The following is a 16,164-nucleotide window of genomic DNA, read 5'->3' as shown; positions in this document are numbered from 1 at the left end:
ACAAATATGGCAGAAAGACTAGTTATTATATCCGACATGTGGGGAGCAAAAAAAGGTCTTTGGATTACATCTTATTTAGGATACCTTCAGCAATATTTTGATATTGTTTTTTATGATATTCAACAACTAGCAAACTTAGATTTAAAAGTAAATTCTGGAGAGAATATACATAAAGCTTTTGTGGAAGGCGGTATAGACATAGCGGTTGCACACTTATTAAAAAAAGAAAAAGAACCAAGTCATTATTTAGCATTTAGTACTGGAGGTACTATTGCTTGGAAAGCAACAAACTTAGGGTTACCTATGAAATCATTATATACTGTTTCTGCTACTAGAATTCGTTATGAAAACGAGAAGCCAGAAGTGCCAACTAAATTAATTTTTGGTGAAAATGACAGTTTTAAACCTTCTAAAGAATGGGAAGGGAAACTAGATATAGAGATAGAGTCTGTAGCTAATTTTGGTCATACTTTATATAGTGATGAAAAAATTATAAAAAAGGTTTGTAAAGACTTGTTGGATCAGGTAACTAAGTTACCTTCTAAATCTAAAAAGGCAGTTTAGAAAAACCATTTATTTGAAATAAAAAAAGCAAAGAATGTAAATTCTTTGCTTTTTTGTTTTTTAAGTAATTTTCTTAGGATTAAGAAACAGCTTTTAGTTTCTTAATAGTCTCATAAGATATTTTTTTCTCTGCGTAAGGTTTAGTAACCTTAAACTCTTTTTTATCACTGCTAGGTAACTCAAACATAGCATCTGTAAAAATAGCTTCGCAAAGAGAACGTAAACCTCTTGCTCCTAATTTATATTCTATAGCTTTTTCAACTATATATTCTAAAGCTTGTTCTGTAATAGTAAAAGTAATATCATCCATTGCAAAAAGCTTCTCATATTGTTTTATGATAGCATTTTTTGGCTCTGTTAATATTGCTCTTAGCGTTTTGGCATCTAATGGGTTCATGTGTGTTAAAACAGGAAGCCTTCCTATAATTTCAGGAATTAAACCAAACTCTTTTAAATCTTTAGGAATTATATATTGTAAAATATTTGTTTCGTCTAATTGCTCATCTGCTTTAGAGGCGCTATAGCCTACAGCTTGCATGTTTAAGCGCTTTGTAATTGCACGTTCTATGCCATCGAAAGCTCCACCGGCTATAAAAAGAATATTCTCGGTATTAACTTCGATAAATTTTTGATCTGGATGTTTTCTTCCGCCTTTTGGTGGTACATTTACAACCGTACCTTCTAATAATTTAAGTAGGCCTTGTTGTACACCTTCTCCAGAAACATCTCTGGTTATAGATGGGTTGTCGCTTTTACGGGCAATTTTGTCAATTTCATCAATAAAAACAATACCTCTTTCTGCTTTTTCTAAGTTGTAATCTGCAGCTTGTAAAAGACGTGTTAATATACTTTCTACATCTTCACCAACATAACCAGCTTCAGTTAAAACTGTAGCATCTACAATTGCTAAAGGAACATTAAGCATTCTTGCTATGGTTTTTGCCATTAAGGTTTTTCCTGTACCTGTTTGGCCAACCATTATAATATTGCTCTTTTGTATTTCTATCTCATCTTCCGCAGAAGAAGGTTGTAATAATCTCTTGTAGTGATTGTATACAGCAACAGACATTACTTTTTTAGTACGCTCTTGCCCAATGATAAAAGTGTCTAAAAAATCTTTTATCTCTATAGGCTTTTTTAAGACCAGCTCACTAGAAAGGTCATTGGTTTTGGTTTGTTTAGATTCTTCTGCTACAATGCCGTGGGCTTGTTCTATGCAGCGATCACATATATGCGCATCTAAACCAGCTATTAATAAGTTGGTTTCTGGCTTTTTACGACCGCAAAATGAGCATTCTAAGTTTTCTTTTGCCATATTAATTAGTACCTTTTCGTATACATAACGAAAGATTTTCTTTTTTGGTTTATCCTTTTTTATAAAGGAAGAGTATTTTAATAGTCGAAATTATTGCTTATCCCTAACCAAAATTTCATCAATCATACCATATTTTTTTGCTTCTTCGGCTTTCATCCAGTAATCACGATCACTATCGTCATGAACCTTGTCTATAGTTTGTCCTGAGTGCTGTGCTATTATTTGGTATAATTCCTCTTTTAATTTTAGAATTTCGCGAGCGGTAATTTCAATATCACTAGCTTGTCCTTGCGCGCCACCCATTGGTTGGTGTATCATTACACGTGAGTGGGTTAAGCCACTACGTTTTCCTTTTTCTCCTGCACATAAAAGAACAGCTCCCATAGATGCAGCCATACCTGTACAAATAGTAGCAACATCTGGTTTTATAAACTGCATAGTGTCATAAATTCCTAAGCCAGCATATACACTACCACCTGGAGAGTTAATATATATTTGTATGTCTTTAGAAGCATCTGCACTTTCTAAAAATAATAATTGCGCTTGTACAATGTTTGCAACTTGATCGTTTATACCTGTTCCTAAGAATATAATACGATCCATCATTAACCTAGAAAAAACATCCATAGCAATAGCGTTTAGTTGTCTTTCTTCTATAATATTAGGAGTCATATTTGTTGGGTACATGCTACTCATGATTTTGTCATAGTACATGCTGTTGATTCCTTGGTGATTTATGGCGTAATTCTTAAATTCTTTTCCGTAATCCATATTAGGTATTTATTCAAATTTATAACTAAAAAAAGGTGCCGAAAATAAATTTCCGGCACCGTAAAGATACTTATTTATTTTATGCAAAACTACCCGTAAACTTCTTTCACAAAGTTTTCGTATGTTACCTCTTTGGTCTTTAAGTTTACTTTTTCTTTATAAAGAGAAAGTAGCTTTTGACTCATTAATTGTTCTGATAATCTTTTTACTTCGTCTTGGTTACTTAAAACTCTAGAAGCAATATTATCTAATTCTTCTTCTTTTGGATCTAATTGTCCAAATTGTGCCATTTGACTTTTAATAAATCCTTTAGCGAATTCTTTTAACTCCTCCATTTGAATTTGAATATCATTGTCTTTAATGATTTTCCCTTCAATTAGTTGGTAGCGTAATCCTTTTTCAGATTTTTCAAACTCTTCAGCAGCTTGTTCCTCTGTTAACGGATTTTCACCCGTAGATTGTATCCACTTTGTTAAAAAATTTGTTGGAAGTTCAAATTTTGTATTTTCAATGAAGTATTCTGTGACGTCATTAAGCAATTTTTGGTCTGCTTGTTGCTCAAATTGTTTTTCAGAATCTTCTTTTATTTTTTCTTTTAATTCTTTTTCAGAAGTAACTATGTCTTTACCAAAAAGTTTATCAAATAACTCTTGGTCTAATTTAGCAGGTTCTCTTTCATTTATTTCTTCAATAGTGAAAGTAACTTCTGTATTTAAGTCTTTAGCTTTTTCTGCATCTACACCTAAAGTACTAGCTAATAAATGTTCTTCTTTTAAAAGACCTTTTGTTTTTAATGTAACAACATCACCAACTTTTTTGCCAACTAAGCTATCAATAGCTTTTTTAGCTTTTAATTTATCTAGCTCTAGTGTGCTTTTGTTCTCTATACCTTCTTCTTCATTAGTGAAAGTACCAGTTACTTCGTCTTTTTTACCTGCCTCTTCTTTGCTAACTAATTTCCCGTACTGCTTAGCAATACGTTCTATTTGTTCGTTAACCATTTTGTCATCGGCAACAATTTTGTAACTAGTAATTGCTTTCTTTGTTTTTAAAGCAACATCAAAACTAGGCGCTAGTCCTAATTCAAACTCAAAATTAAAATCGTCCTTGTCCCAGTCAAAACTTTCTTGTTGTTTTGGTAATGGGTTTCCAAGAACATCTAACTTCTCTTCAGTAAGATATTTGTTAAGGTTTTCTTGAATAAGTTTATTTACTTCGTCTACTAAAACAGCTTTACCGTATTGCTTTTTAATAAGCCCCATAGGTACTTGGCCTTTTCTAAAACCAGGGATATTTGCTTGTTTTCTGTAATCTTTTAAAATACTCTCTACTTTGTCTTGGTAGTCGTCCTTAGTAATGGCAACTTTTACAACAGCATTTAAATCGTCTATCTGCTCTTTTGTGATGTTCATTCTTAAATCTATTTTTGCATAAATAAAATGGTGTGCAAAAGTACTATAATTTGTAGAGCCTCACAACTTTTTAAACTACTGAATTTCAAACCTTAAACTTGGGCTTTATTTGCTCTATAATCTTGGTATAACTAGGAAGCGCTTGTTGGTATTTTAAAAGCTTGCTTTCTTGTGAATGTTCTTGAAGTAATTTAAGGGTTATTTACTTTCTTTTAGTAAAGAGAAAAGTATGGATTGTAGAAAAGATAAAAGTAAGCTAAATAGTACTGCAGACCAGAAGCTAGTTACATGAAAACCATCAATTAAATTGTCTGCTAAAAAAATAATAATAGCGTTAATAACTAGTAAAAATAGCCCTAAAGTTAATATGGTAACTGGTAATGTGAATATTACTAATATAGGTTTTACTATAAAATTAAGTAAGCTAAGGACAATTGCAACAATAATAGCGGTAATATAATTGTCTACCTGCACATTTGGTAAAAGGTTGGCTAAAACTATTACGGCTAATGCGCTTAAAAGTGTTCTTAATATTAATTTCATAGTTATTTTAAATAAGGTGTAATTCTTACTAAATATAGCGATTATTAATGGTTTCTACTTCTGATTTAAAAAAATACTAGATTTAGAAAAAAACTGTTTTGGGTTTTCGGCATGAAGCCAATGACCAGCATTATCTATGGTTTCTATTGTTGCTTTAGGAAAATGTAGTTTAATTTGAGGAGAATCATTTGGCATTATATATTCTGATTTATCTCCTCTTAAGAATAAAGTATCTCCATTAAAAACATCTAAGCTGCCAATGTTTTCTCCTATTTCTTCCATTTTATTGCTTAAAACTTTTAAGTTAAACCTAAAGCCTAGTTTTCCTTTTTCTTCCCAATACAGGTTTTTAAGTAAAAATTGGCGTGTACCAAAATCTGGTATATACTTTTCTAGCGCTAGGTCTGCTTCTTTTCTAGATGCAATCTTTTCTATAGATATGGCATTTAGGCCTCCTATAATATTTTCATGGTGTGGAGGGTAAAATTTTGGAGCTATATCCGCGATCAATAACTTTTTTACCATTTCAGGGTAAGAACACGCAAATTGCATGGCGGTTTTACCTCCCATAGAATGTCCTATTAAGGATGTACTTTGTATGTTATGATGATCAAGATAATTTTTTAAATCAGTAGCTAAGAGGTCATAATTAAACTCCTCCGAATGAAAGCTTTTTCCGTGGTTTCGTTGGTCTATTAAATGAACTTTAAAACCTTCTTCTGCATAACTGCTGCTTAATGTTTTCCAATTATCAGACATGCCTAAAAAACCATGTAAAATACATAAAGGTTGTCCTTCTCCTATTATTTTGGAATGTAATATTTGGCTCATTTTAATTTGTTTAAATACATATTTACAACATTTTCTAATCCTAAATAAAGCGATTCGCTTATTAAAGCATGCCCAATAGACACTTCTAGTAAATTAGGAATATTTTCTTTAAAATATTTTATATTGTCTAAACTTAAATCGTGTCCTGCATTAATACCTAGGCCTAATTTAGTAGCTAATATAGCTGCATTTGTAAAAGGCTTTATGCCTTCTAAATTGTTTTTGGCATAGTCATCTGCATAACTTTCTGTATATAATTCAATGCGGTCTGCTCCAACTTTTGCAGCGCCTTCAATCATCTTAGAAACAGGGTCTACAAAAATAGAAGTTCTAATATTGTTGTTTTTAAACGTAGAAATTACATCACTTAAAAAAGATTCATTTTTAATGGTATCCCAGCCAGCGTTAGAGGTTATTGCATCTATGGCATCTGGTACTAGAGTAACCTGTGTGGGTTTGGTTTGTAAAACTAAATCTATAAATTTTTGAATTGGATTACCTTCAATATTATATTCAGTGCTTACAATTTCTTTTAAATCTATAGCATCTTGGTAGCGAATATGTCTTTCATCTGGTCTAGGGTGTATCGTAATACCTTCTGCGCCAAAATTCTCAATATCCTTAGCTACTTTTAATAAATTGGGAACATTTCCTCCGCGAGAATTTCTTAGAGTTGCTATTTTATTTATGTTAACACTTAACTTAGTCATAGATATTATTTTAATTTAAAGCAGAGCAAAAATACAAATTAGGCATGCCTTTTGATATTTTAAATTAGTATTTTGCGTTATATTTTAAAGATATGCAGATTCAAACTCACATATTAACAAACATTCCTGTTTTTAAAGTAGAAGATTCTTTAAAAGCAGTAGTTAAATTTTTTAAGAATACAACTTTTTCTCACGTAGCAGTTAAAGAAAAAGGAAGGTTTTTGGGTGTCTTAAGTGAAGATGATTTAGAAAACTTAAAAGTAGATGAAAAAATAGAAGGGTATAGGTATAGTTTAGATAACTTTTTTACTCGTAAAGATGCTAATTGGTTAGATGTTTTAGAAGGTTTTGCTCGTAACGAAGCAAATTTATTACCTGTTCTTGGAGAAAATGAAGAGGTTCTTGGCTATTACGATTTAACAGATGTAGTTAGAGTTTTTATAGATACCCCTTTTTTTACAGAACCTGGGAATATTTTAGTAATTGCAAAAGGAACTAAAGATTATTCTTTTAGCGAAGTTGCTCAGATAGTAGAGAGTAATAATGCTAAATATATTGGTGGTTTTATTACAGAAATGATGAATGATGTAGTGCAAATAACCATAAAAATAAGTACCCAAAACTTTAGTGACATAGTACAAACTTTTAGAAGGTACAATTACAATATAATTTTTGGAAATAGTGATGATAAATTTTTGGAAGATTTAAAAGAACGTTCCGATTATTTAGATAAATACTTAAATGTTTAAGAAATGAAAGTTGCCATTTATGGTCAAACATACCAAGACAATGCTATAACGTATGTGTTAGAATTGGTAGAAGAGCTTCATAAGCAATCTGCCGAAATTTATTTTGAAGAAGAATTCCATTCTTTATTATTGGCTAAAACAGCTTCTAAAGCTTATGAAACTTTTACAGCAGAGTCAGGTTTAGATTCTTCATTTGAAATGTTTGTAAGTTTTGGAGGAGACGGAACAATTTTAAGAGCAACAACCTATGTTCGAGATTTAGGAATTCCTATAGTTGGTGTAAATACAGGTAGGTTAGGTTTTTTGTCTACATTTAAAAAAGAAGATGTAAGGAAGGTTGTAAAAGAGTTTGTTCAAGGGGCATATACTATTGTAGAGCGAAGTTTGTTAGAGATAAAAGCCGAAGGTTATGAGGAAGAATTTCAAGATTTAAATTTTGCTTTAAATGAAATTACAGTAAGTAGAAAAGATACTACCTCAATGATTACGGTAGAAACATATTTAAACAATGAGTATTTAACTTCTTATTGGGCAGATGGTTTAATAGTTTCTACACCAACTGGCTCAACAGGTTATTCTTTAAGTTGTGGTGGTCCAGTGATTGTTCCTACAGCAAAATCGTTAGTTTTAACACCAATTGCACCACATAATTTAAATGCAAGGCCATTAGTAATTTCAGATAACACGGTAATAAGATTAAAGGTTTCAGGTAGAGAAGAAAATCACTTAGTGTCTTTAGATTCTAGAATTGCTTCTGTAGAAAATGGAACCGAAGTTGAAATTAGAAAGGCCAATTTTACAGTAAAAATGATTGAGTATACTTCTGAAAGTTTCCTGAAAACACTTCGTAATAAATTATTGTGGGGAGAAGATAAAAGAAATTGAGAAGCTTGTAAAACAATAAATGCCTTTAAAAGCTGTTTATCTTGAGAGAACAGAACAAGAACAATTTTATAGTCTAAGCTATTGAAATTGTTATATTTGCAAACTTTTAAATTTTATGAAGAGAATTATTTTTGTAATCTTCGCTATTACTTGTTTAGGGTTAAATGCGCAAACCTATGAGGTTGGGGTGTTTGCTGGTGGTGCTAACACTATTGGAGACGTTGGTAGAACAAGCTATTTAGTCCCTTCTGGCTTAGCTTATGGAGGGCTTTTTAAGTGGAATATAAGTAAAAGATATGCTTGGCGAGCAAGCATTATTCGTGGTAGTTTTACAGCAGACGATTCTAAATCTAATATGTCATCAAGGCAACAAAGAGGATATGTAGTAGATAATTCTGTTTTAGAAGCTTCCGTAGGGTTAGAATTTAATTTTGTAGATTATAATTTACATCAATTAGGTCCGGCTTTTACACCTTATTTATATACTGGTTTCACTTATTTTAGATACGATTATAACTATTTTAATGGTGGTGTTTTGCAAGAAATTAACCAAAAAGATGGGGCGTTAGCTATACCAATGACAGTTGGTTTTAAGTATCGTATTAGTCAAATGCTTATTTTTGGTGCGGAAATTGGAGCTAGGTATACCTTTACAGATAATTTGGATGCCAGTAATCCTGAAGGTTCAAATTTTGAACCATTTAGATTTGGAAATATTTTTAGTGACGATTGGTACGTGTTTTCCGGGGTTACATTAACCTATACTTTTGGAAGAAAACCATGTGGCGATTGTTTTGAATAATAACTTTTAGGGGAAACCCAAAAGATATATAGGAGAAAGTAACCTTTAAAATTCGAGAGAATTCTCGAAGTATTTAAATCTCGATTATCGAGTAAAACTATACATGAGCACTATAGAAGAAATAAAAGGCCAAGAATTACCATCCCATTTAGCAATAATAATGGATGGCAATGGTAGATGGGCAAAGCAAAAAGGGAAATTGCGTGTTTTTGGTCATGAAAATGGAATAAAAACTGTAAGAAGAACAGTAGAGAGTTGTGTGAAAATAGGCATAGAGTATTTAACTTTATATACTTTTTCTACAGAAAACTGGAATAGACCTAAGTTAGAGGTTGAGATGCTAATGCGCTTGTTAGTAAGTTCCTTAAAGAAAGAATTAAAGACTTTTTTACAAAATAATGTTAAGTTAAATACAATTGGAGATGTTAACGCTTTACCTGTAAAAGTGCGTAAAGAGCTCCAAGAAGTAATGGCGAAAACTGAGGGTAATACAGGAATGACATTGACTCTTGCATTAAGCTATGGTTCTCGTGAAGAGATAAAAAATGCAGTGCAACAAATAGCCGTCAAAGTTAAAAATAATATAATTTCTCCAGAAAATATTGATGAAACCATTATAAATACTCATCTTTACACGCAAAATTTACCAGACGTAGACCTTCTTATAAGAACTAGTGGGGAACAACGTATAAGTAATTTTTTACTTTGGCAAATTGCATACGCAGAATTATATTTTATTGATGTATTTTGGCCAGATTTTACTGAAGAACATTTAGTAGAGGCACTTAAAAATTATCAGAACAGAGAACGAAGATTTGGAAAAACTAGCGAACAACTTAACTAGCAATATGTATAAGGGCATATTCCTAAAACCCTTTTTTACCATCCTATTTACTATTATTACGAGCTTGAGCTTTGCTCAAGAAACCACTTCTTATGAAGATGGTAAAAAGTATATACTGGGAGGTTTAAAAGTAACTGGCTTGCAAAGCTATAATGAGCAAACAGTTAAAACGTATACAGGTTTAAGAGAAGGACAACCTATAACACTTCCTGGAGAGCAAATAAGCGCTATAATTAATAAATTATGGGGACTAGAGCTATTTAGTGAAATAGACTTTTATATCACAAATATAGTAGAAGATAAAGTTTATTTAACCCTAAACATTATAGAAAGACCTACCTTATCTAAAATAACGGTTTACGGAGTTAAGAAAAGAAAAACAGATGAAATTCTTAAAGATACGGATCTTAAAAAAGGAAAGAAAATAACGCAAAGTTTAATAGCGAATTCTAAAAATTACTTGCAAAATAAATACAAGAAAAAAGGGTATTTAAACGCAAATGTTACCATTGCTACAGCAAAAGATACATCAGAAACCAATGCGCAGAGCATGGTGGTAAATGTAAAAAAAGGTGATAAAGTAAAGATAAAAGATATTGTTTTTGAAGGCAATAAAGAAATGTCTTCAAAAAGGCTAAGAAGAGCACTTAAGAAAACTAAAAAGAAGCAACTTGGACGTTTTTGGAAAAAATCTAAATTTATAAAAGAAGATTATAAAAACGACTTGTCTTTATTAGTAGATAAGTTTGCTGAAAATGGATATAGAGACGCTCGTATAATCTCAGATTCTATTCAGAAAGTAGATGAAAATAATATTATAATAAAACTAAAAGTAGAAGAAGGTAATAAATATTACTTTGGAGATATAGACTTTGTTGGTAATAGTGTTTATACAGATAGACAATTAAGTAGAGTTTTAGGAATTAAAAAAGGCGCAACTTACAATGGAGTAATGCTAAGAGAGCGTATTGCTGATGATTCTAAACCAGATGCCAATGATGTAACAAGCCTTTATCAAAATAATGGTTATTTATTTTCTAGTATAAATCCAGTAGAGGTTTCTGCAGAGAATGATACTATAAATTTTGAGATACGTATTATAGAAGGTAAAGAAACTTTCTTAGATCATATTACGGTTAATGGTAATGATAAAACGAATGACCATGTAATATTTAGAGAATTAAGAACAAGACCTGGTCAACGTTATAATAAGTCTGACATTATTAGAACAATAAGGGAATTAGGACAATTAGGTTATTTTGATGCAGAACAAGTAAAACCAGATATTATTAACCCGGATCCAAATGCTGGTACTGTAGATATAGCTTATAGTTTAGTAGAATCTGGATCTAGCCAAATAGAACTACAAGGTGGTTATGGCGGTGGTGGTTTTATAGGAACATTAGGACTTTCTTTCAGTAACTTTTCTATAAAGAACTTATTTAAAGGAAAAGAATATAAGCCTGTGCCAATGGGAGATGGGCAAACTTTTGCTTTGCGTGTACAAGCCAGTAGAACCTTTAGAGTGTATAGTTTAAATTTTGCAGAACCCTGGTTAGGAGGTAAAAAACCAGTGCGTTTTAATATGTCTTTATCTAGAACACAACAATTTAGAGCTACATTTGGGAACAACGGAAGAGTGCAAGTAGATAAAAATCAGCAATTTTCTATAACTGGTATTACGGCAGGTTTGGCAAAAAGGGTGCAATGGCCAGATGATTTCTTTACCATATCGCACTCATTAAGTTACCAATTATACGATTTTAAAAACTATAACCTTGGGTTGTTTAATTTTGGAAATGGAAAATCTAATTCTATAGCCTATACTCTAGGAATTTCTAGAAATGCTACCTCTGGAGGTAGAATTTTCCCAAGAGGAGGTTCTAATTTTGAAATTACAGCAAAATTTACACCACCATTTTCTTTAATAAATGGGAAAGATTATAAATCTTTATTAACAGCAGAAGATGTAAGAGACCCATCTTCAGATGGTGGTACAGCAATTACTGCTGCTGAGGATAACCAACTAGAGAAAGACGATCAAGAACGTTTTAAATGGCTAGAGTATTACAAAGTTAAATTTAAAGGAGATTGGTATACAACCTTATTAGGTAGTGCAGACCATTCTTTAGTTTTACGTACTAATGCAGAATTTGGCTTTTTAGGAAATTATAACAGTAATGTAGGTAATGTTCCTTTTGAGCGTTTTTATGTTGGTGGGGATGGCTTAGGAAACTTTACTTTAGATGGTAGAGATGTAGTACAGTTAAGAGGATATGAAAATCAATCTTTAACGCCTTATAGTACAAATTTAATTACAGGAAACTTAGATCAAGAGGGGGCGTTAGTGTATAATAAATTCTCCATGGAATTAAGATATCCATTAACCTTAAAGCCTTCTGCATCTATCTATGGTTTAGTATTTTTAGAAGCGGGTAATGCTTTCAACAATTTTCAAGACTTTAATCCGTTTGAGTTAAAACGATCGGCTGGTGCAGGATTGCGTATTTTTATGCCAGCATTTGGTTTACTAGGTATAGACTTTGGGTACGGATTTGATTCTGATGCACAATCTCCAGGAACCGGTGCTCACGGATGGGAAACACACTTCATAATTGGTCAACAGTTTTAATTTAAAACATAATGCTAAATTCTAAATCGTTCATTTCTATGGTTTTAGTATTTTTGGCACGATATTTTCAATAAGGTAAAACGATATCAATAATGAAATTAAAAATTAAAGTTCTTTTAGTATTAGTTGCAGGTTTGTTTTCTATTTGTGTAACAGCGCAAAGAGGTGTTAGAATTGCTTATGTAGATATGGAATACATTTTAGAAAATGTAGAAGAATATAGAGAGGCTACATCGCAATTAGAAACTAAAGTGCAAAAATGGAAAGTACAAATAGAACAAAAGCGTAGTGTTGTAGAGCAAATGAAAAAAGACCTCATGGCAGAAAAAGTATTACTAACGGAGGAACTTATTGCGGAAAGAGAAGAGGAAATACAAATACTAGAAAAAGAAATGATAGAGTACCAACAAGATCGTTTTGGTCCTCAAGGAGATTTAGTATTGCAAAAAAGACAGCTTATACAGCCTATACAAGATCAAGTTTTTAATGAAGTACAAACAATAGGGACAAATAAAAAGTACGATTTTATTTTTGATAAATCTGCGGATGTTGTAATGTTGTATTCTCAAAAAAGACACGATATTAGCGATTTAGTTTTACGAGGCATTGCTAGAACAAGAAAAATTAGCAAGCCTAAGAAAAAAGCAGCTAGAAGGTTAGTAGATGATTTTGATAGTAAAGAAGAATTAGAAAAAGAAATTAGCGATGAGCTAAAGGAAAGACAAGCAAAAGCAGAGCAAGCAAGTAAAGCAAGAGAAAAGTCTGCAGATGAAAAAAGAGCAGAGCAACTTAAATTGCGTGAAGAACGTAAAAAAGCATACGAAGAAAGAAGAAAAAAATTATTAGAAGAAAGAGAAGCTAAGAAAAAAGCAAAACAAGAAGAACGTAACACAGAAGAAGAAAACTAATTTTAATAACAAAAATTTAGTACCATTAATTAACACTCAAAATAGAAATTGAAAATCATGAAACAAGTAAAGAAAATAGCTGTAGCATTAGTATTATTCATAGCAGCAACAAGTTTTGTAAATGCACAAAGTAAAGTAGCACATATAGATGTAACACAATTGTTGTCTCAAATGCCAGAAATGAAAACAGCAGAGGCAGAGTTAAAAAAATTACAAGAAACGTACAACGCAGATATACAAGCGTCTATGACGGAATTGCGTAATAAGTTTACGCAGTATCAAAACGAAGCTGCTTCTAAATCTAAAGAAGAGAATGATAAAAGAGCTGTAGAGTTACAAGGATACGAGAAAAGTATTGGTGAAGCACAACAAGCTGCACAACAAGAATTCCAGAAAAAACAAGCAGAGTTATTTGCTCCAATTTCTGAAAAAGCTAAGGCTGCAATAGAAAAAGTAGCTGCTGCACAAGGTTACGACTATGTAATAGATGCACAAGCTGGAGGTGGTTTAATCGTTTCTAAAGGAAAAGACCTTTTAGTAGATGTTAAAAAAGAATTAGGTTTCTAAAACATTACTCTATAATTTATAAAAAAACCATCCAATTTAGGATGGTTTTTTTATGCTTCAATTTAGAATAATTTTTGTTTAATATTTTTCCACCTAAGTTTTCTTATGAAGTCTCCTTCTTCTTTAGAAACTAAAAAAGGAACTTTTTCTTTTTTAGCATTTCTATACCCCTCAAGATTATGAAAAAAAGTAGCACTTTTTTTCTGTTTTAAGGCCATTTTCAATGAAGCAATTATAGTGATCCAAAAACCATAGCGTAATGTGCGCATGGCTTTTCCTTGCAGTAACTTTGCTTTTTTGTTGTAAGCACCACCAGTAGGTCTTAAATGTTTAACTTGTAGTTGGTCTTTAGTGTATATTTCAAAGCCATGGTATTGCGCTAATAACTCATCTACCGTATCCCATCCCATGGCATTTTTAAGTCCGTTAATGGCTTTAAAACAAGTTTTAGAGTATGCTTTAAAAGCACCACGTACATGGTCTTTATTCATGGGGTGATTTAAAAGCCATTTGCCATCTTTAGTTTCTTCATATGCAAACCCTCCTGCAATACCAACTTTAGGATTGGTTTTAAATATATAGGCTATAGTTTCAAAATAATTTTCTGGGAGAATAATATCAGCATCTAACTTAACAATAAAATCATAAGAATTATCTAGTAACTCTAGTCCTTTATTAAAGGCATTTATAACTTTACTGCCAGGCATATGTTCTTTAGAAGAAGTGGTATTTAGCTTGGTGATAAAATTGTGTTTAGAAATATAAGTTTCAATAATTTCTTCTGTCTTGTCAGTAGAGTTATCATTTACAAGGATTACTTTTTTTGGACGTAGAGATTGTTTTAAAATAGAGTCTAATGTATAAGAAATGTACTGTTCTTCATTATGAGCGGGTATTACTATATAATAATCCATAATGTAGACTTTTAAACTTGTTTTATTTTTTCTGCATATACAATGTAGTATCTAGGAGTAAAAAAACGTAAAAGAGGCCTAATTCCAATTTTTTTAACAGGGTTGGTCCATTTTGCGCTATCTTTTATTTGCCAACCCGCTTTTTCTAAAAGCCAATCAAATTGCCAATCTTCAAATTCATGGTAATGCCTGTCCCAAGGGTCTGTTTTACTTTGATAAGCAGGGGAAAACCATAAACGCATTGGTATACTTGCCACTAATTTATCTGCTTTAATTTCTTTTAAGATAGTAAGCGGATTTAGTAGGTGTTCAAAAATTTCAAAAGCAGTTACTACTTCTGCATTAGAGGCTGTAAGATTTGAGAAATCTAAATCTATATCTTCTCCCTTAGTGTTTTCAACGGAATATCCATTTTCTATCATAATTTTAGAAAAAGGATTAGTAACCCCTAAATCTAAAATAGACTGGTTAGTGGAAATATGTTTTTCTAAGAATGTTAAGGTGTGTTTAAATCTTTTACTAGGAAAAGTCTTTTCGTACATCTACTATCATTTTTGATATGGTTACGAAGGTAAAAAATTAGTGTATACTTTACTAGGTGTTTTTTTAAACTCTGTATACTATAGCATTAATATTCATTCCAGCACCAACACTAGCAAAAATTACTACATCTCCTTTGTTTATATTTTGATTCTCAATTTGATTTTTATTAACCAAATCATATAATGTAGGTATGGTTGCTACAGAACTATTACCAAATTCCTCAATAATCATTGGCATTATTCCTTTTGGAACTTCATCTATGTTATAAAGTTTATAAAAGCGTTCTACTATTGCTTCATCCATTTTTTCATTGGCCTGATGGATAAATATTTTCTTTAAATCTTTGATAGGAATATTTGCGTTATCTAAACAATGTTTCATAGCTACAGGAACATTAGTTAAAGCAAATTCATATATTTTTCTACCAAACATTTTAATATATAGAGTATCATCTTCTATTTTGGTATTGTACGTTTTACCAAAGAAGAGATAATTTGCTTCGTCATTTGCATAAGTGGCGGAGTCATGAAAAAGAATTTCTCCTGCATTGGGGCTATTTTCTACAATTGTTGCGCCAGCACCATCCGAATAAATCATAGAATCACGATCATATTTATCTACAATTCTTGATAATGTTTCGGCACCAATTACTAAGCATTTAGTTGCAATTCCACTTTTAATAAAGGCATGTGCTTGTATCATAGCTTGTACCCATCCTGGACATCCAAAAAGAATATCATAAGCCACACATCTAGGATTTTTTATTCCCAACTTATGTTTTACACGGGTAGCTAAACTAGGAAGTGTGTCTCCTTGTACATTACCGTAAGTAACATCTCCAAAATTATGGGCAACAATGATATAATCTAAAGTTTCTTTATCAATACCAGCATCGTTAATAGCTTTTTCTGAGGCAAAAAATGCTAAGTCTGATGTGTTGTACTCTTTACTAGCATACCTTCTTTCGCTAATTCCAGTAATTGCTTTAAACTTTTTTATTATTACAGGATTTGGAGCATTTATTATGGTTCCGTCTGAGTTTAAAAATTGATGAGACTCAAAATCTTTATTTTTTGTTATTTGTGTTGGTAAATAACTTCCGGTTCCAGTAATTCCTATAGGCATATTCTTGACTTTTGTAGCAAAGCATACAATATAGTCAAAAGCGTATTTT

Annotated in this window: 17 protein-coding genes; 8 read left to right on the top strand and 9 right to left on the bottom strand. The window is 31.7% G+C overall.

Annotated features, from left to right (window positions below; genetic code table 11):
* The first annotated feature begins 6 nt into the window (after window positions 1–6).
* Window positions 7–564: a hypothetical protein gene (locus tag Q0820_RS00615; RefSeq protein WP_298484272.1), complete on the top strand. Its 558-nt coding sequence runs from the start codon at window positions 7–9 to the stop codon at window positions 562–564.
* Window positions 565–643: 79 nt separating this feature from the next.
* Here the strand turns inward: Q0820_RS00615 and clpX are convergent, their stop codons facing one another.
* From clpX to Q0820_RS00585, 6 genes are all read right to left on the bottom strand, one after another.
* Entirely contained in the window at window positions 644–1,879 is a 1,236-nt protein-coding gene (gene clpX, locus Q0820_RS00610; protein ID WP_298484271.1) for an ATP-dependent Clp protease ATP-binding subunit ClpX, read from the bottom strand.
* A gap of 90 nt (window positions 1,880–1,969) precedes the next feature.
* A complete protein-coding gene (gene clpP / locus Q0820_RS00605; RefSeq protein WP_298484270.1) occupies window positions 1,970–2,650 on the bottom strand; it encodes an ATP-dependent Clp endopeptidase proteolytic subunit ClpP in 681 nt (226 codons plus the stop codon).
* An 89-nt stretch (window positions 2,651–2,739) separates the two neighbouring features.
* Window positions 2,740–4,062 carry a trigger factor gene (gene tig, locus Q0820_RS00600; protein ID WP_298484269.1) on the bottom strand — a complete coding sequence of 441 codons (1,323 nt, stop codon included), beginning with the start codon at window positions 4,060–4,062 and terminating at the stop codon, window positions 2,740–2,742.
* Window positions 4,063–4,260: 198 nt separating this feature from the next.
* Window positions 4,261–4,605 (bottom strand): phage holin family protein, encoded by a 345-nt coding sequence (locus tag Q0820_RS00595; RefSeq protein WP_298484268.1) that lies wholly within the window; start codon window positions 4,603–4,605, stop codon window positions 4,261–4,263.
* Between the two features lie 54 nt (window positions 4,606–4,659).
* The gene (locus Q0820_RS00590) at window positions 4,660–5,436 is read right to left on the bottom strand and encodes an alpha/beta fold hydrolase (RefSeq protein ID WP_298484267.1); all 777 of its coding nucleotides are present in this window, start codon (window positions 5,434–5,436) and stop codon (window positions 4,660–4,662) included.
* The gene (locus Q0820_RS00585; protein ID WP_298484266.1) at window positions 5,433–6,146 is read right to left on the bottom strand and encodes a pyridoxine 5'-phosphate synthase; all 714 of its coding nucleotides are present in this window, start codon (window positions 6,144–6,146) and stop codon (window positions 5,433–5,435) included. The genes Q0820_RS00590 and Q0820_RS00585 overlap by 4 nt, the downstream gene beginning before the upstream one ends.
* Window positions 6,147–6,238: 92 nt before the next feature.
* On the opposite strand from Q0820_RS00585, the gene Q0820_RS00580 reads away from it, so the two are divergent.
* The 7 genes from Q0820_RS00580 (at window position 6,239) to Q0820_RS00550 (ending at window position 13,533) form a co-directional block, all read left to right on the top strand.
* The gene (locus Q0820_RS00580; RefSeq protein ID WP_298484265.1) at window positions 6,239–6,895 is read left to right on the top strand and encodes a CBS domain-containing protein; all 657 of its coding nucleotides are present in this window, start codon (window positions 6,239–6,241) and stop codon (window positions 6,893–6,895) included.
* A gap of 3 nt (window positions 6,896–6,898) precedes the next feature.
* Window positions 6,899–7,780, top strand: coding sequence for an NAD kinase (locus Q0820_RS00575; RefSeq protein WP_298484264.1), 882 nt, complete (start codon window positions 6,899–6,901; stop codon window positions 7,778–7,780).
* A gap of 115 nt (window positions 7,781–7,895) precedes the next feature.
* Window positions 7,896–8,582, top strand: coding sequence for a DUF6089 family protein (locus Q0820_RS00570; protein WP_298484263.1), 687 nt, complete (start codon window positions 7,896–7,898; stop codon window positions 8,580–8,582).
* A 103-nt stretch (window positions 8,583–8,685) separates the two neighbouring features.
* Window positions 8,686–9,426 carry an isoprenyl transferase gene (locus Q0820_RS00565; RefSeq protein ID WP_298484262.1) on the top strand — a complete coding sequence of 247 codons (741 nt, stop codon included), beginning with the start codon at window positions 8,686–8,688 and terminating at the stop codon, window positions 9,424–9,426.
* A 4-nt stretch (window positions 9,427–9,430) separates the two neighbouring features.
* Window positions 9,431–12,058: a POTRA domain-containing protein gene (locus Q0820_RS00560; protein ID WP_298484261.1), complete on the top strand. Its 2,628-nt coding sequence runs from the start codon at window positions 9,431–9,433 to the stop codon at window positions 12,056–12,058.
* 92 nt (window positions 12,059–12,150) lie between these two features.
* A complete protein-coding gene (locus tag Q0820_RS00555; RefSeq protein ID WP_298484260.1) occupies window positions 12,151–12,966 on the top strand; it encodes an OmpH family outer membrane protein in 816 nt (271 codons plus the stop codon).
* 57 nt (window positions 12,967–13,023) lie between these two features.
* The gene (locus Q0820_RS00550; protein ID WP_121062938.1) at window positions 13,024–13,533 is read left to right on the top strand and encodes an OmpH family outer membrane protein; all 510 of its coding nucleotides are present in this window, start codon (window positions 13,024–13,026) and stop codon (window positions 13,531–13,533) included.
* Between the two features lie 62 nt (window positions 13,534–13,595).
* On the opposite strand, the gene Q0820_RS00545 is transcribed toward Q0820_RS00550, so the two are convergent.
* From Q0820_RS00545 to Q0820_RS00535, 3 genes are all read right to left on the bottom strand, one after another.
* Entirely contained in the window at window positions 13,596–14,447 is an 852-nt protein-coding gene (locus Q0820_RS00545) for a glycosyltransferase family A protein (RefSeq protein WP_298484259.1), read from the bottom strand.
* Between the two features lie 11 nt (window positions 14,448–14,458).
* A complete protein-coding gene (locus Q0820_RS00540; protein WP_298484258.1) occupies window positions 14,459–14,989 on the bottom strand; it encodes a methyltransferase in 531 nt (176 codons plus the stop codon).
* 64 nt (window positions 14,990–15,053) lie between these two features.
* Entirely contained in the window at window positions 15,054–16,115 is a 1,062-nt protein-coding gene (locus tag Q0820_RS00535) for a 3-oxoacyl-ACP synthase III family protein (protein ID WP_298484257.1), read from the bottom strand.
* Window positions 16,116–16,164: the final 49 nt, after the last annotated feature.

It is taken from the genome of uncultured Maribacter sp. (assembly GCF_947495965.1).
Classification (GTDB): Bacteria; Bacteroidota; Bacteroidia; order Flavobacteriales; family Flavobacteriaceae; genus Maribacter_B.
The sequence above is the reverse complement of the archived record's forward strand: the minus strand, read 5'-3'. Positions and strand labels throughout refer to the sequence as shown.

Excerpts from the sequence above, each read along its gene's own strand:
- Q0820_RS00615 (WP_298484272.1), top strand. The coding sequence starts at position 7 with ATGGCAGAAAGACTAGTTATTATATCCGACATGTGGGGAGCAAAAAAA.
- clpX (WP_298484271.1), bottom strand. The coding sequence starts at position 1,879 with ATGGCAAAAGAAAACTTAGAATGCTCATTTTGCGGTCGTAAAAAGCCA.
- clpP (WP_298484270.1), bottom strand. The coding sequence starts at position 2,650 with ATGGATTACGGAAAAGAATTTAAGAATTACGCCATAAATCACCAAGGA.
- tig (WP_298484269.1), bottom strand. The coding sequence starts at position 4,062 with ATGAACATCACAAAAGAGCAGATAGACGATTTAAATGCTGTTGTAAAA.
- Q0820_RS00595 (WP_298484268.1), bottom strand. The coding sequence starts at position 4,605 with ATGAAATTAATATTAAGAACACTTTTAAGCGCATTAGCCGTAATAGTT.
- Q0820_RS00590 (WP_298484267.1), bottom strand. The coding sequence starts at position 5,436 with ATGAGCCAAATATTACATTCCAAAATAATAGGAGAAGGACAACCTTTA.
- Q0820_RS00585 (WP_298484266.1), bottom strand. The coding sequence starts at position 6,146 with ATGACTAAGTTAAGTGTTAACATAAATAAAATAGCAACTCTAAGAAAT.
- Q0820_RS00580 (WP_298484265.1), top strand. The coding sequence starts at position 6,239 with ATGCAGATTCAAACTCACATATTAACAAACATTCCTGTTTTTAAAGTA.
- Q0820_RS00575 (WP_298484264.1), top strand. The coding sequence starts at position 6,899 with ATGAAAGTTGCCATTTATGGTCAAACATACCAAGACAATGCTATAACG.
- Q0820_RS00570 (WP_298484263.1), top strand. The coding sequence starts at position 7,896 with ATGAAGAGAATTATTTTTGTAATCTTCGCTATTACTTGTTTAGGGTTA.
- Q0820_RS00565 (WP_298484262.1), top strand. The coding sequence starts at position 8,686 with ATGAGCACTATAGAAGAAATAAAAGGCCAAGAATTACCATCCCATTTA.
- Q0820_RS00560 (WP_298484261.1), top strand. The coding sequence starts at position 9,431 with ATGTATAAGGGCATATTCCTAAAACCCTTTTTTACCATCCTATTTACT.
- Q0820_RS00555 (WP_298484260.1), top strand. The coding sequence starts at position 12,151 with ATGAAATTAAAAATTAAAGTTCTTTTAGTATTAGTTGCAGGTTTGTTT.
- Q0820_RS00550 (WP_121062938.1), top strand. The coding sequence starts at position 13,024 with ATGAAACAAGTAAAGAAAATAGCTGTAGCATTAGTATTATTCATAGCA.
- Q0820_RS00545 (WP_298484259.1), bottom strand. The coding sequence starts at position 14,447 with ATGGATTATTATATAGTAATACCCGCTCATAATGAAGAACAGTACATT.
- Q0820_RS00540 (WP_298484258.1), bottom strand. The coding sequence starts at position 14,989 with ATGTACGAAAAGACTTTTCCTAGTAAAAGATTTAAACACACCTTAACA.
- Q0820_RS00535 (WP_298484257.1), bottom strand. The coding sequence starts at position 16,115 with ATGCCTATAGGAATTACTGGAACCGGAAGTTATTTACCAACACAAATA.